The 13,421-nt window shown below is 41.0% G+C and carries 14 protein-coding genes; 6 read left to right on the top strand and 8 right to left on the bottom strand.

Translation table 11 applies throughout. The features are described 5' to 3' along the window. Positions 1-4 precede the first annotated feature (4 nt). The 5 genes from FQT28_RS04410 to lysS all read left to right on the top strand — a co-directional run bounded on the left by FQT28_RS04410 (position 5) and on the right by lysS (position 4,488). Positions 5-805, top strand: a complete 801-nt coding sequence (locus FQT28_RS04410; protein WP_125415183.1) for a glycoside hydrolase family 25 protein — start codon at positions 5-7, stop codon at positions 803-805. 106 nt (positions 806-911) lie between these two features. After that, complete coding sequence (locus FQT28_RS04405; protein ID WP_125415182.1) at positions 912-1,754, top strand: DUF368 domain-containing protein; 843 nt, start codon at positions 912-914, stop codon at positions 1,752-1,754. Further along, positions 1,754-2,236 carry an aminoacyl-tRNA deacylase gene (locus FQT28_RS04400; protein ID WP_125415181.1) on the top strand — a complete coding sequence of 161 codons (483 nt, stop codon included), beginning with the start codon at positions 1,754-1,756 and terminating at the stop codon, positions 2,234-2,236. The genes FQT28_RS04405 and FQT28_RS04400 overlap by 1 nt, the downstream gene beginning before the upstream one ends. Continuing rightward, entirely contained in the window at positions 2,236-2,859 is a 624-nt protein-coding gene (locus tag FQT28_RS04395; protein WP_125415180.1) for a histidine phosphatase family protein, read from the top strand. The genes FQT28_RS04400 and FQT28_RS04395 overlap by 1 nt, the downstream gene beginning before the upstream one ends. A 138-nt stretch (positions 2,860-2,997) precedes the next feature. Next, positions 2,998-4,488 carry a lysine--tRNA ligase gene (lysS, locus tag FQT28_RS04390; protein WP_143989532.1) on the top strand — a complete coding sequence of 497 codons (1,491 nt, stop codon included), beginning with the start codon at positions 2,998-3,000 and terminating at the stop codon, positions 4,486-4,488. 276 nt (positions 4,489-4,764) lie between these two features. Here the strand turns inward: lysS and FQT28_RS04385 are convergent, their stop codons facing one another. The 5 genes from FQT28_RS04385 to FQT28_RS04365 all read right to left on the bottom strand — a co-directional run bounded on the left by FQT28_RS04385 (position 4,765) and on the right by FQT28_RS04365 (position 9,416). After that, on the bottom strand, positions 4,765-5,601 hold the full coding sequence (locus tag FQT28_RS04385) for an amino acid ABC transporter substrate-binding protein (protein ID WP_084976381.1): 837 nt from the start codon (positions 5,599-5,601) through the stop codon (positions 4,765-4,767). Positions 5,602-5,612: 11 nt separating this feature from the next. Further along, positions 5,613-6,242 (bottom strand): amino acid ABC transporter ATP-binding protein, encoded by a 630-nt coding sequence (locus FQT28_RS04380; RefSeq protein WP_084946130.1) that lies wholly within the window; start codon positions 6,240-6,242, stop codon positions 5,613-5,615. Between the two features lie 9 nt (positions 6,243-6,251). Then, positions 6,252-6,893 carry an amino acid ABC transporter permease gene (locus FQT28_RS04375; protein ID WP_143989531.1) on the bottom strand — a complete coding sequence of 214 codons (642 nt, stop codon included), beginning with the start codon at positions 6,891-6,893 and terminating at the stop codon, positions 6,252-6,254. 137 nt (positions 6,894-7,030) lie between these two features. Further along, positions 7,031-8,260: a tetratricopeptide repeat protein gene (locus FQT28_RS04370; RefSeq protein WP_185952354.1), complete on the bottom strand. Its 1,230-nt coding sequence runs from the start codon at positions 8,258-8,260 to the stop codon at positions 7,031-7,033. Then, on the bottom strand, positions 8,250-9,416 hold the full coding sequence (locus FQT28_RS04365; RefSeq protein WP_125448974.1) for an AI-2E family transporter: 1,167 nt from the start codon (positions 9,414-9,416) through the stop codon (positions 8,250-8,252). Before FQT28_RS04365 ends, FQT28_RS04370 begins: the two co-directional genes overlap by 11 nt. Before the next feature lie 143 nt (positions 9,417-9,559). Here FQT28_RS04365 and FQT28_RS04360 point away from each other — a divergent pair, with 143 nt between their 5' ends. Beyond that, a complete protein-coding gene (locus tag FQT28_RS04360) occupies positions 9,560-10,573 on the top strand; it encodes a lactonase family protein (protein WP_143989530.1) in 1,014 nt (337 codons plus the stop codon). Positions 10,574-10,608: 35 nt separating this feature from the next. Here FQT28_RS04360 and FQT28_RS04355 read toward each other — a convergent pair whose 3' ends face one another. The 3 genes from FQT28_RS04355 to FQT28_RS04345 all read right to left on the bottom strand — a co-directional run bounded on the left by FQT28_RS04355 (position 10,609) and on the right by FQT28_RS04345 (position 13,409). Next, a complete protein-coding gene (locus FQT28_RS04355; protein WP_000068036.1) occupies positions 10,609-11,028 on the bottom strand; it encodes a F0F1 ATP synthase subunit epsilon in 420 nt (139 codons plus the stop codon). Between the two features lie 10 nt (positions 11,029-11,038). Then, positions 11,039-12,445 carry a F0F1 ATP synthase subunit beta gene (gene atpD, locus FQT28_RS04350; protein WP_125395032.1) on the bottom strand — a complete coding sequence of 469 codons (1,407 nt, stop codon included), beginning with the start codon at positions 12,443-12,445 and terminating at the stop codon, positions 11,039-11,041. 85 nt (positions 12,446-12,530) lie between these two features. Then, a complete protein-coding gene (locus tag FQT28_RS04345) occupies positions 12,531-13,409 on the bottom strand; it encodes a F0F1 ATP synthase subunit gamma (RefSeq protein WP_143989529.1) in 879 nt (292 codons plus the stop codon). Between the last annotated feature and the right edge of the window lie 12 nt (positions 13,410-13,421).

Below are 13,421 nucleotides of genomic sequence, written 5' to 3'. Positions count from 1 at the left end.
AAATATGAGAAAACAAATTCATCCTGCTATTATTTTTAGTTTATTTGGAATTTTCATAGCGATTTTACTCCTCAATAGACCAAGTTTTGAGGACCATCCTATCAAAACTAAACCAAATGCTCTTCAAGTTGAAACACAAGCCTTGCATAATCTTGACAAGCCCATTATCGATGTCTCTGGTTGGCAAAGACCTGAGGAGATCAACTATGACACCTTATCTCAAAACATTTCTGGTGTTATCGTTCGCGTGCACAATGGGGCTCAGCACACTGAAACAAATGATGCTGCCTTTATCAATGGTGTCGATAAAGCCTATAAAAATCATATAGCAGAATTTCAAAAACGCAATGTCCCTGTGGGTGTTTATGCTTACGTTGCTGGAAAAAGTAAAGAAGATATGGAAAAGGCTGCTGAAGTCTTTTACAACGCTGCTTCTCCCTACAATCCTAGCTACTACTGGTTAGATGTTGAAGAAAAAACAATGTCCGATATGAATGAAGGTGTTGAAGCCTTTCGTGCCAAACTGGCAGCTCTCGGCGCTAAAAACATCGGCATCTACGTTGGGGTTTACTTCATGCAAGAGCATAGTATCAATACAGATAAGTTCACTGCTATTTGGATCCCTTCCTATGGAACTGACTCTGGTTATTTTGAAACTAAGCCAAATACTGATCTGGACTACGATCTCCACCAGTACACTTCTAAGGGGAGAATTGCAGGATTTGAACATCATTTGGACATCAATCTGATTTCTACTGACAAAGACAAGGAAGAAACCTTCAGAAAACTATTTTTAAGACCATAAGACAAGTGAAAATAACAAACTTTTTCACTTGTTTTTTCATTTTCTCCCTGTCTGTGTTATAATTGATAGCATAGAGAAAGAATTTTACGAAATTGAGGATTTTATTATGTTTTCATGGATTGCACGAGTTATTAAAGGAATCGTCATCGCATTAGGATTTATCCTACCTGGAATTTCTGGCGGTGTTTTAGCAGCTATTTTGGGAATTTACGAGCGAATGATTGGCTTTCTGGCTCACCCCTTTAAAGATTTTAAAGAGAATGTCCTATACTTTATTCCAGTAGCTATCGGGATGTTGCTAGGCATTGGTTTGTTTTCCTATCCAATCGAGTATTTGCTAGAAAACTATCAAGTCTATGTTTTGTGGAGCTTTGCGGGAGCTATCATCGGTACAGTTCCTAGCCTCCTTAAAGAATCTACTCGAGAATCTAATCGTGATAAGATTGACCTAGTCTGGTTCTGGACTACCTTTATCATTTCTGGGTTGGGTCTTTACGCGCTCAATTTTGTCGTAGGGTCACTCAGTGCTAGTTTTGCAAACTTCATCTTAGCAGGTGTTCTTTTAGCTCTTGGTGTCTTGGTGCCTGGTTTAAGTCCGTCAAATCTACTTTTGATTTTGGGACTGTACGCTCCAATGCTGACTGGTTTTAAGACCTTTGATTTGTTTGGTACCTTCCTTCCCATCGGGATTGGTGCAGGAGCAACCCTCATTATCTTTTCAAAATTAATGGATCACGCCTTGAACAACTACCACTCCCGTGTTTATCACTTTATCATTGGGATTGTTCTATCAAGCACCCTCTTAATTTTGATTCCAAATGCTGGAAATGCTGAAAGTATCCAATACACTGGACTTTCTATTGTGAGCTATGTACTCGTTGCCTTCTTCTTTGCGCTTGGCATTTGGCTTGGTATCTGGATGAGTCAATTGGAGGATAAGTATAAATAATGGCAAAGAAAGTCAAGATTAAAAAAACCTTGGTCGAACAAATCTTGACCAAGGCGGGTATTGAACACACAGGCATTCAAATCAACGCGCTTGAGGGTGAACTACCTTCGGAATATGATCGAACTCATATCTTTAAAACCTTGGCTCTTTTGGGAGACAAGACAGGACCGATTATTGGAATTGTTCCCATAACAGAACACCTCGCTGAGAAAAAACTAGCAAAGGTTTCTGGCAATAAAAAAGTGAGTATGATTCCGCAGAAAGACTTAGAAAAAACGACAGGCTACATTCATGGGGCAAATAACCCTGTCGGCATTCGCCAAAAACACAATTATCCAATTTTTATTGATCAGACTGCTTTGGATTTGGACCAAATGATCGTCTCTGCTGGGGAAGTCGGACATAGTATCATCGTACGCCCTCGAGACTTGGCCAGCTTTGTAAAAGCGGATTTTGCAGATATCTTGGAGGACAGTAAGTAATGAAACTCTATTTTGTTCGTCATGGTCGCACTCTCTGGAATCTTGAAGGACGTTTTCAAGGTGCTAGTGGGGACTCTCCCCTTCTTCCAGAGTCTATTGATATCCTAAAGCAACTTGGCCAGTATCTCAAGGAAATACCTTTTGATAAGATTTATTCAAGTGATTTACCTCGAGCGGTCAAATCTGCTGAAATTATCCAAAGTCAACTCCAGACACCCTGTCCTTTAGAAAGTATTCCTGACCTGCGCGAATGGCAACTTGGAAAACTTGAAGGTTTAAAAATCGCAACGCTCAATGCCATCTATCCACAACAAATCAAGGCTTTTCGTTCAAATCTGGCTCAGTTTGATACGAAGATGTTTGAAGCGGAATCCCTCTACTCTACGACCCAGCGTACTATTCAATTTATCAAATCTCTGAAAGGAAGTCCGGCTGAAAACATTCTAATCGTCGGTCATGGGGCAAATCTCACTGCTAGCCTTCGAACACTTTTAGGTTATAAAGAACCCCTTCTTCGAAAAGATGGAGGTTTAGCAAATGCTAGTCTAACAGTTTTAGAAACCGAGGATTTTGAAACCTTCACTCTGGAAAGATGGAATGATACTTCCTATCAAGAAAAATAATGGAACTTGATCTTAATGGTTAAGTTCTTTTTAGTTTTCAAAGAATATCCGTGAATTTCTCTGCTATTTATGATAAAATGGGAGTATCGTAAAAAATGACTCATCGTATTCAATTTTGAGTAAAATTAGGAGGAACCCATGTCTATAGAACATATGGAAGAACTAAATGACCAGCAGATCGTTCGCCGTGAAAAAATGGCTGCGCTCCGTGAACAAGGAATCGATCCCTTCGGAAAACGTTTTGAACGTACTGCTAACTCTCAAGAACTAAAAGACAAATTTGCAGAACTTGATAAAGAACAATTACATGAATTAAACGAAACTGCTACAATTGCAGGTCGCTTAGTAACCAAACGTGGTAAAGGTAAAGTCGGTTTTGCCCATCTTCAAGACCGAGAAGGTCAAATCCAAATCTACGTTCGTAAAGACGAAGTCGGTGAAGAAAACTACGAAATCTTCAAAAAGGCTGACCTCGGTGACTTCCTTGGTGTCGAAGGTGAAGTGATGCGTACAGATATGGGAGAACTTTCTATCAAGGCAACTCACATCACACACTTGTCTAAAGCACTTCGCCCGCTTCCTGAGAAATTCCACGGTTTAACTGACGTTGAAACAATTTACCGTAAACGTTACCTTGACTTGATCTCTAACCGTGAAAGTTTTGAGCGCTTTGTCACTCGTTCAAAAATCATCTCTGAAATCCGTCGTTACCTTGACCAAAAAGGCTTCCTTGAAGTGGAAACACCTGTTCTTCATAATGAAGCTGGTGGGGCTGCTGCTCGTCCATTTATCACTCACCACAATGCCCAAAACATTGACATGGTACTTCGTATCGCAACTGAGCTTCACTTGAAACGCCTCATCGTTGGTGGTATGGAACGTGTTTACGAGATTGGGCGTATCTTCCGTAACGAAGGAATGGACGCCACTCATAACCCTGAGTTCACTTCTATCGAAGTTTATCAAGCTTATGCAGATTTCCAAGACATCATGGATTTGACTGAGGGCATTATCCAACACGCTGCTAAGGCAGTTAAGGGGGATGGTCCAGTAAACTATCAAGGAACTGAAATTAAGATCAACGAATCATTTAAACGCGTTCACATGGTGGATGCTATCAAGGAAATTACTGGTGTAGATTTCTGGCAAGAAATGACCTTCGAGGAAGCTAAAGCTATCGCTGCTGAGAAGAAAGTTCCAGTTGAGAAACACTACACTGAAGTCGGTCACATCATCAACGCTTTCTTTGAAGAGTACGTTGAAGAAACCTTGATTCAACCAACCTTTGTCTATGGACATCCAGTAGCTGTGTCTCCACTCGCTAAGAAAAATCCTGAAGACGAGCGCTTTACCGACCGTTTCGAGCTCTTCATCATGACTAAAGAATACGGTAATGCCTTTACCGAGTTGAACGACCCAATCGACCAACTTAGCCGTTTTGAAGCCCAAGCAAAAGCTAAAGAACTTGGTGACGACGAAGCAACAGGTATCGACTACGACTACATTGAGGCTCTTGAATACGGTATGCCACCAACAGGTGGTTTGGGAATCGGTATTGACCGCCTCTGCATGCTCCTCACAGATACAACTACTATCCGTGACGTATTGCTTTTCCCAACAATGAAATAAACCCTTATCCTCTGGTTTTGCCAGAGGATTTTTTGATAAGAAAAGAGACTCAATTTGAGGAAAAAATTTAGAAAATCTTTCCAGAATATAGTGAAATGAAATAAAATCTGAACAAATTGATTGGAAAAGTCAAATCAATTTCTAGCAATGTTTTAGAAGTCACAGTATACTATTCCAGATTTAATACGCTATATTAAATGGCTATCATGCGCTTTCCCAATTGATAAAAAGACTACGTTTTGCTAATCAAAACGCAGTCTCATCCACTATTTTATCTCACTGTCCTTCTTGTACTTCTTTGGTTGCTACATCTTCTCCAAACCATTTTTGACTAATTTCTTGGAACTTACCATCCTTGTAAAGACTAGAAAATCCTTCATTTATCTTATTAACCAGAGTTGTATCTTCCTTACGTGCTCCAACTGCAAAAGCTTCTGTTTCTAGTCCAACTGTAAAGACATTATAATCGTTTAAAACGCCTTCTGCTTCTAAATAATAGTTTGCATAGACACGATCAATCAATAGGCCGTCAATTCGATCGTTTTTCAAATCAATCAAGGCTTCATTAAAAGTTTGGTATTGATTCGCTTCATTATTAGCGACAATATCCTTCAAAATCGCTGGCTTTCCTTCAAAGTCCGCATAACCAGATGAACCAGCTTGAGCTCCCAAAGTCTTTCCAGTCATATCTTTTGCAGTCGTGATACCTGACGATTTCTTAGTAACCAATACCTGCTCATTCTTCATATATGAGTTACTGAATGCTACCTTTTCACGACGTTCGTCTGTAGCGGAATAGCCATTCCAAATCAGATCAATCGTTCCTTTTGTCAATTCAGCTTCTTTCAAATCCCAATCAATCGGTTGCCAATTTACCGTAATTCCGTATTTTTCAAAAACAGCTGTAGCTAAATCAATATCAAATCCTGCATAGGAACCATCTTTCTGAGCAAATCCCATTGGAACAAAAGTACTATCAAACCCAATAGTAATAGACTTGTTAGACTCGTACTTAGACCAATTATCTCCACTAGTTTCACTAGAATTTTTCCCACAAGCTGCTAAGAACAAAGCAGTCATTAGACTAACTAATACAAGCATCAATTTTTTCATCATTTTTCCTCCTATTTAGGCTCTACTTTTAATAATACATCTGCAACATTTTCAGCGAATTGTAAATCGTGGGTAACCACAATTTGCGTCATCCCAAGTTCCCTATTTTGCAAAATCAGTTTTTCCACTTCCAAGCGTAATTCTGGATCCAAGGCAGAAGTTGGTTCATCGTAACCAATGATTTCTGGGTCAATCATCATAGCACGCGCCAAAGCCACCCGCTGCTTTTGCCCACCTGATAATGAAAATGGATAAGCATCTGCGTGCCCTGCTAGTCCTAACTGTTCCAAGAGTCCACGCGCCTTCTTCTCAGCCTCTTCCTGCTTCATTCCCATAGTTTTCACAGGCGATAGGGTCAAATTGTCCAGAACTGATAAATGAGGGAAAAGTTGAAAATCTTGGAAGACAAATCCTAGTAGGTTGCGCTTTTCTAGTTCGTCTAAAGCTAGCGATTCGCCGTTATAGTAGATTTCTCCCGAATCGATAGTTTCCAGTCCAGCTAACATACGTAATAAGGTTGTTTTTCCACCTCCTGATGGACCTACGATTGCCAGGATTTGCTTTTCAGGAATTGATAGGCTGAAATTAGTTAAGATTTGTTTGCCACCAAAGGCCTTGTTGATGTTTCTTAATTCTAACATGGTAACCTCCTATCTATAGTAACTGTACTTCTTCTCAACTTTTTTGGCAAGGATAGTCACAATACCAATCAAAATCAAGTAAATTGCTCCTGCCAAGAACATAGGAACCAGACTAGCATCACGGTTAGCTGCTGTACGACTAGCCAAAATCAAATCTGAAATCCCTAAAGCATAGACCAGAGAAGTATCCTTGACCAAACTCATGACTTCATTAAATACACTAGGAAGAACAATTTTGGTCACCTGTGGTAAGATGATATAGCGCACTGTGGCAAAAGGGCTAAACTTCAAGACCTTAGCAGCCTCATATTGACCCTTAGGAATGGTATCAATCCCTCCACGGAAGATTTCAGCAAAGTAAGCTGCATAATTCAAAACAAAGGCAATAATAGCCGCAGGAAGGCGATCCAAACGAATCCCAATATTTGGGAGCACATAATAGATAAAGATCAATTGCAAGAGCAAGGGTGTTCCCCGCATGATCCAGATATAAATGTTGATCAGATAATGGAGGAGTTTCCAATGGACTTGCAAGGCAAAGGCAATCAAAACGCCCAAGGGAATAGACAAAATCAAGACCAGTACAAAAACCTGTAAAGTCATGCTTGCACCGCTCAATAAACTCGGTAATATCTCAAACAAATAAGACATACTGCACCTCCTAAAAATAATTGTTCCTATTATAGCATAAATAAACAATTTAGCAAGGTTTATTGTAAAAAAATTCTATTTCTTTCAAAAAACGTATCTGCCAAATTGACGGATACGCTCTTTTAGAGAGATAACTTTTAAAGTGTTTCTATGAGTTCCTGCATTTGAACATCATCTGGAACGAGTTTTAAATAGGCTTCGGCTTGCACTTTGGCTTCTTCAAAATATCCCAATTCACGCAAGAGATAAGTATACTGCTCCAGAAACTCTGGATTGTCCTTGAGGTCAGATGACAGTTCTTGATAGAGCTCATAGGCCTTATCTAAATCCTCGATTTTCTGGTAAGAGCGTGCAATCATCCACTTGGTCAGGAGGTTTTCAGGTTCTTGACTTTGAAGAGCGATGATATCCTCAAACCGCTCTTGTTCCATATAAATGGTTGCAAGGCGAAGGAATATTTCTTCTGTATCCTCTGCGTCTTCTTTGGCAGTAAGGAGAAACTGCTCAGCACCACTAGGATCATGTAATTCATACGAAAACTGAGAAGCAGATAGCAAGAGACGAGTCTCAAATGGATTTTTCTCCAAACCTTGTTTAGCGATACGAAAGGCCTCCTCCACCTGATGTTCCTTATGCAAGGCTTGACTATAACCATACTCATATCCCTCAAAACTTGGCGAAATGGTATCAATCTGCTTAAAGTAAAGAACAGATTTTTGATACTCTTCTTGTTCAAAGTAAAGACTGGCCAACTCAAAAGCGGTTTGGTCATCGTATTCTAGTTCTAAGGCTTTTTCTAAGAATTCAGTTGCAGCTTCAAACTTGCCTAACTGGGCATAAGCGTAGCCGATTCGCTGATAGGTTGAGACACCTGTTTGCTCATAGATGGAGCGATTGTCTAATTGAGCATAGCTCTGAATGGCTTCCTGATAATTTCCTAACTCGCTATCCAACTCAGCCAGACCAAAAACTAATAAAGCGTCATCTAAGTAATTTAAGGCTTCCAGTAACTTTTCACGCGCTACATCTGTCAATCCTTCCAACTGATAGAGGTCAGCCTTCAAGGCCAAAGCCGATACATACCAATCACTATCAGGTGTGATTGCCTCAAGGTAAGCAAAAGCTTCCTCAACATTGCCATCCTCGCTAGCAATACTAGCTAAGTTCAGATTCACTTCTGGAAATTCTGTAACGATATTTTGGTAAATTTCTTTCGCTTGGGGATAAAAGCCAATTCCCTCTAGATAGCTAGCTAGTTCGTAAAGAACTTCACTTGAATCTGTTTCGAGGGCTTTGTGAAAATACTGATCCGCTTTGGTTAAATCCTGGTCATCCAAAGCCTGGAGCATGCGTTGACTATTGTTCACTCTTGATTTCCTCCCCTTCTTCTTCATACAAACCGCTGACTTTTTTATACCAGTTAAAGATAGCTGAGATAACGACCTTGGCAGAGGCATAGACAGGGATTCCCAGCAAGACTCCCCAAATACCAAACATAGAACCTGAAGTTAGGAGAACAAAGAGGACATTGATCGGATGGATGTTCAGTTGACTACCTAAAATAAGTGGAGAAACGAAGCGACCTTCAATCGTTTGTTCAACAATAAAGACAATGACGACTTTTAAAAGCATGACTGGTCCTGCAATCAAGCCAAGAACTAAAGCTGGAAGCATGGCAAGGAAACTACCCAAGTAAGGTACTAGATTGAGGATACCAGCCGTAATACCAAGAGTCACAGCATATCTGAGACCAATAATCTTAAAGAAAATAATAAACATGATGGCTACAATAATAGCAACTGTAACCTGTCCTCTAACATAGTTTGACAACTGTTTATTGACATCCGATAGGACTTCACCCGCAGGTTCTTTTAACTTCGTTGGAATAAACTTAGTCAAATAATCTCGCAAGCCTTTTCCATCACGCAAGAGATAGAAGAGCATAAAGGGTACGATAATGACCGCTACAATCACCTGAGAAACACTACTGATAAAGGCGCTGACCCAGTTGACGGCTTGAGAAGAAATTTTGCTGGCCCATATCGTTGCTTCTGTAGAAACATTTGCAAGAACCTGCTCCAACTGAGGTCTAAAATCATCTGGCAAGCGTTTGGTTACAAGGTCATTGATAACCATATCAGCATCCTTAAGATAAGTCGGCACATTCTTCGCAAAATTTAAGACCTGACGTTGGAGATTTGGAATAGCGACTGCCAGCCCCCAAATGATAAAAAGTGCAATAATGACAAAAACAATACTGATGGCAAGAACGCGGTTGATCTTGTGCTTCTCCATCCAGTCAACAATCGGGTTGAGGAGATAATAAAGTAAACCAGATAAAATAACTGGCAACATGACGACTCCTAAAAAGTCCAAAACAGGTAAAAAAATAAAACTAATCTTACTTAGAATGAAAATGTTCAGCCCCAGTAACAAGGTTACTAAAAATACAGTGATAGCTTTGTTATCTAAAAACCACTTAAAGAACCAAGATAGGCTAAAATGTTTCTCTTTATGTTCCATAAATACATCCTTTCTTTCATCTTCTCATTATACCATTTTTAATCTAAAATAACTCTTTTTAAAGTGCTTACATAAAGAAGACTGATACATCATGGCAGCCATTTTGTGGTATAATGAACTTATCATTATTAAGAGGTATGGACATGAAAGAAACTGTTTATTTTGGAACTTATACTCGTCGCTCATCTAAAGGGATTTACAAGGCAGATTTTGATACAAAAACAGGTCAGCTTGCAAATCTTGAGCTTTTTGCTACTGAACCAAGTCCGACCTATCTTGCCTTTGACCAACATCAACACTTATACACCGTAGGGAGCCAGGATGGCTTGGGTGGCATCGCAGCTTACAAGACAGATGGCACTTTGCTAAATCATGTAGTTGAAGAAGGCGCTCCCCATTGTTATGTGGCAGTGGATGAAAAGCGTAGTCTCGTTTACGGAGCCAATTATCATAAAGGTCAAGTTCTAGTTTATAAGCGTCAAGCTGATGGTAGCCTCATCCAAACGGATCTGGATCAGCATAGCGGACAAGGTCCTCATGAAAACCAAACTTCTCCACATGTACACTTTACGGATCTAACACCTGACCAGTATCTCGTCACATGTGACCTAGGTACGGACGAGGTAACGACCTACGATGTTAGCCCGGAAGGAAAACTAAGTAAGCTCCACACCTATCATAGCCAAGCTGGAGCAGGTGCTCGCCACATCGTTTTCCACCACCACTATAAGATTGCCTATCTCATCTGCGAACTTAATAGTACCATTGAAGTCTTGATTTATGATGGGGTTGGTGAATTTGAACGCATGCAAGTCATTTCGACCTTACCAGATGGCTATACTGGCTTTAACGCTACTGCTGCTATACGTCTTTCAAAAGACGGTAAATACCTCTATGCATCCAACCGAGGCCATGATTCCATTACAGTCTATACAATCCTCGCTGATGGCAGTCTGGAATTATTAGAAATCGTACCAACACACGGACAAAATCCACGTGATTTCAACCTAACTCCTGATCAAGAGTTTCTCATTGCTGTTCATCAAGATTCTGATAATGCAACCGTCTTTAAGCGTAATCCTGAAACTGGCCGTCTTGCGGAGCTTTCTAACGACTTCCATGTTCCTGAAGCAGTTTGCATCAACTTCCCACATTAAAAAAAATGAACTTGAGTTTCAAGTTCATTTTTTGATTATAGTTTATTTCCGACATTGATACGGTTAATGGCACGTTGAAGAGCAATCTTAGCGCGTCGTTCTTGGTCAATTAAGTGCTTGTCTTGAGCTTCTTCAATTTCACGTTCGGCGCGAAGTTTAGCACGTTCAGCACGGCTGATATCGATATCACGAGCACGCTCTGCTGAGTCGGCTACAATGGTAATGATGTCATTGGCAATCTCGATAATCCCTCCGTTCACTGCAATCCAGTTCACATGAGTATCATCATCGATTCGTTTTACCTTTACTTCATCAACCGCTAAAACCGCAATCATATTTTCATGTCGTGGCAAGATCCCCATCTCACCATCCAGAGTTCGTACCGATACAAAGCTGGCATGGTGATCATAGACGAGGCCATCTGGTGTCACGATCTGGACAGTTAACTGAGCCATAGATCACCTCTTAAAATCCCATTTTCTCTGCCTTAGCAATGACGTCTTCGATTGAACCAACTCCACGGAAGGCATCTTCTGGCAAGTGGTCATGTTTACCATCAAGGATTTCCTTGAAACCACGAACTGTTTCTGCTACTGGTACATAAGAACCAGGTTGGCCAGTAAATTGCTCCGCAACGTTGAAGTTTTGTGACAAGAAGAACTGGATACGACGAGCACGCGCAACCAAGGTCTTTTCTTCATCAGAAAGCTCATCCATACCAAGGATAGCAATGATATCTTGCAATTCATGGTAACGTTGAAGAACACGTTTGACTTCCGCAGCAACTGCATAGTGCTCTTCTCCGACAATCTCAGGTGCCAAGGCACGAGAGCTTGAAGCCAACGGGTCAACGGCTGGGTAGATCCCCAATTGTACCAACTTACGTTCCAAGTTTGTAGTTGAATCCAAATGAGCGAAGGCCGTTGCTGGCGCTGGGTCAGTATAGTCATCCGCTGGCACATAGATAGCCTGGATAGAGGTTACAGAACCCTTCTTAGTTGATGTGATACGCTCTTGCAATTGACCCATTTCCGTAGCAAGGGTTGGTTGGTAACCAACGGCTGAAGGCATGCGACCTAAGAGGGCAGACACTTCTGAACCAGCCTGAGTGAAACGGAAGATATTATCGATAAAGAGAAGCACATCTTGGCCTTCTACATCACGGAAGTATTCGGCGATTGTCAAACCAGTAAGGGCAACACGCATACGTGCTCCTGGTGGTTCATTCATCTGACCAAATACCATGGCTGTTTTCTCGATAACGCCTGATTCTTTCATTTCCCAGTAAAGGTCATTCCCTTCACGAGTACGTTCCCCAACACCAGTAAATACTGAAATACCACCGTGTTCTTGGGCAATGTTGTGAATCAATTCTTGAATCAAGACAGTTTTACCAACTCCGGCGCCACCGAAAAGTCCGACTTTCCCACCTTTTAGGTAAGGGGCAAGAAGGTCGATAACCTTGATCCCTGTTTCCAAAATTTCAGATGAGGTAGACAATTCATCAAAAGTTGGAGCTTTTTTATGAATTGGCTGACGCTCAGCGTCTTCAGCAAAAGGAGCATCCAAGTCAATGGTATCTCCCAAAACATTGAAGACACGTCCCAAAGTTTCTTTACCTACTGGCACAGAGATTGGACGACCTGTGTCCAATACTTCCATTCCACGAGTCAAACCATCTGTTGATTCCATGGCGATAGTACGGACCATACCATCACCCAACTCCAAGGCTACTTCAAGGACGATTTTTGTTTTTCTTTCGTCATTTTTGTAGACGACAAGTGCATTGTTAATCTCAGGAAGTGGTTCCCCAGCTGCAAACAAGACGTCTACAACGGGTCCGATAACCTGAGCAATTTTACCTGAACTCATCTCCTTCTCCTATTCTATATAAGATACTGTCGGTTCCTAGCTCAACTAGTTCCTAAGTTCATTTTGATACGAGGGAGGCAAAGCCTTATTCTAAGGCACTAGCCCCCGCTACAATTTCTGTAATTTCTTGTGTAATCGCCGCCTGTCTGGCACGGTTATACTGGATTGTCAAATCATTGATGACCTTCTTAGCATTATCAGTTGCTGTCTGCATAGCTGTCATACCAGCGGCATTTTCAGCTGTCTTGGCATCAATAATAGCCCCGTAAATCATACTTTCAGCATACTGAGGCAACAATTGCTCCAAAATTTCTTCTCGGCTTGTTTCCAACTCAAAGGTCAAGCTATACTCTTCATCCGCTTCGTTTGGATCCAAGTCAACAATCGGGAGCATTTGTTCTACACGCATTTGGCTGGTAAGCGTATTAACGTGGTGATTATAACAGACATAGAGTTCATCAAAGAGTTCATTTTGATACATTTCAATCGTTTTTGAAATAATTTTACGAACTTCATCAAAACTTGGTTGGTCGGCCAAGCCCCGCAATTCATAGATTGGTTGAATGCCACGAGCCTTAAAGAAATCAGCTCCCATACCGCCGATACAGATTATCTCAAAGTCTTTACCATCTGGATGGTATTCTTCTTTCAACTCCATAACGGCTTTAAGGATGGAAGCATTATAACCTCCAACCAAGCCACGGTCTGAAGTAATAACGATATAGCCTGCTTTCTTAACTGGACGACTGATGAGCATCGGATTGGTAGAACCACCAGATCCGTTACCATGCAGAATATCCGTCAAAAGCTTACGAACCTTCTGAGCATAAACTTGAAAATTACGTGCTGCTTCTTCAGAGCGACCTAACTTGGCAGCCGATACCATTTGCATGGCATTAGTGATTTGACTAGTATTTTTGGTTGAGGCGATTTTTGTTTTAATATCATTTAGAGATACTGCCATCTGACACCTCTA

Source organism: Streptococcus oralis, assembly GCF_901543815.1.
In the GTDB taxonomy this organism is placed as follows: Bacteria; Bacillota; Bacilli; order Lactobacillales; family Streptococcaceae; genus Streptococcus; species Streptococcus oralis_CM.
The sequence above is the reverse complement of the archived record's forward strand: the minus strand, read 5'-3'. Positions and strand labels throughout refer to the sequence as shown.

What these genes read in the sequence shown, in the direction of transcription:
- FQT28_RS04410 (WP_125415183.1), top strand. Translation starts at nt 5, where the DNA reads ATGAGAAAACAAATTCATCCTGCTATTATTTTTAGTTTATTTGGAATT.
- FQT28_RS04405 (WP_125415182.1), top strand. Translation starts at nt 912, where the DNA reads ATGTTTTCATGGATTGCACGAGTTATTAAAGGAATCGTCATCGCATTA.
- FQT28_RS04400 (WP_125415181.1), top strand. Translation starts at nt 1,754, where the DNA reads ATGGCAAAGAAAGTCAAGATTAAAAAAACCTTGGTCGAACAAATCTTG.
- FQT28_RS04395 (WP_125415180.1), top strand. Translation starts at nt 2,236, where the DNA reads ATGAAACTCTATTTTGTTCGTCATGGTCGCACTCTCTGGAATCTTGAA.
- lysS (WP_143989532.1), top strand. Translation starts at nt 2,998, where the DNA reads ATGTCTATAGAACATATGGAAGAACTAAATGACCAGCAGATCGTTCGC.
- FQT28_RS04385 (WP_084976381.1), bottom strand. Translation starts at nt 5,601, where the DNA reads ATGAAAAAATTGATGCTTGTATTAGTTAGTCTAATGACTGCTTTGTTC.
- FQT28_RS04380 (WP_084946130.1), bottom strand. Translation starts at nt 6,242, where the DNA reads ATGTTAGAATTAAGAAACATCAACAAGGCCTTTGGTGGCAAACAAATC.
- FQT28_RS04375 (WP_143989531.1), bottom strand. Translation starts at nt 6,893, where the DNA reads ATGTCTTATTTGTTTGAGATATTACCGAGTTTATTGAGCGGTGCAAGC.
- FQT28_RS04365 (WP_125448974.1), bottom strand. Translation starts at nt 9,416, where the DNA reads ATGGAACATAAAGAGAAACATTTTAGCCTATCTTGGTTCTTTAAGTGG.
- FQT28_RS04360 (WP_143989530.1), top strand. Translation starts at nt 9,560, where the DNA reads ATGAAAGAAACTGTTTATTTTGGAACTTATACTCGTCGCTCATCTAAA.
- FQT28_RS04355 (WP_000068036.1), bottom strand. Translation starts at nt 11,028, where the DNA reads ATGGCTCAGTTAACTGTCCAGATCGTGACACCAGATGGCCTCGTCTAT.
- atpD (WP_125395032.1), bottom strand. Translation starts at nt 12,445, where the DNA reads ATGAGTTCAGGTAAAATTGCTCAGGTTATCGGACCCGTTGTAGACGTC.
- FQT28_RS04345 (WP_143989529.1), bottom strand. Translation starts at nt 13,409, where the DNA reads ATGGCAGTATCTCTAAATGATATTAAAACAAAAATCGCCTCAACCAAA.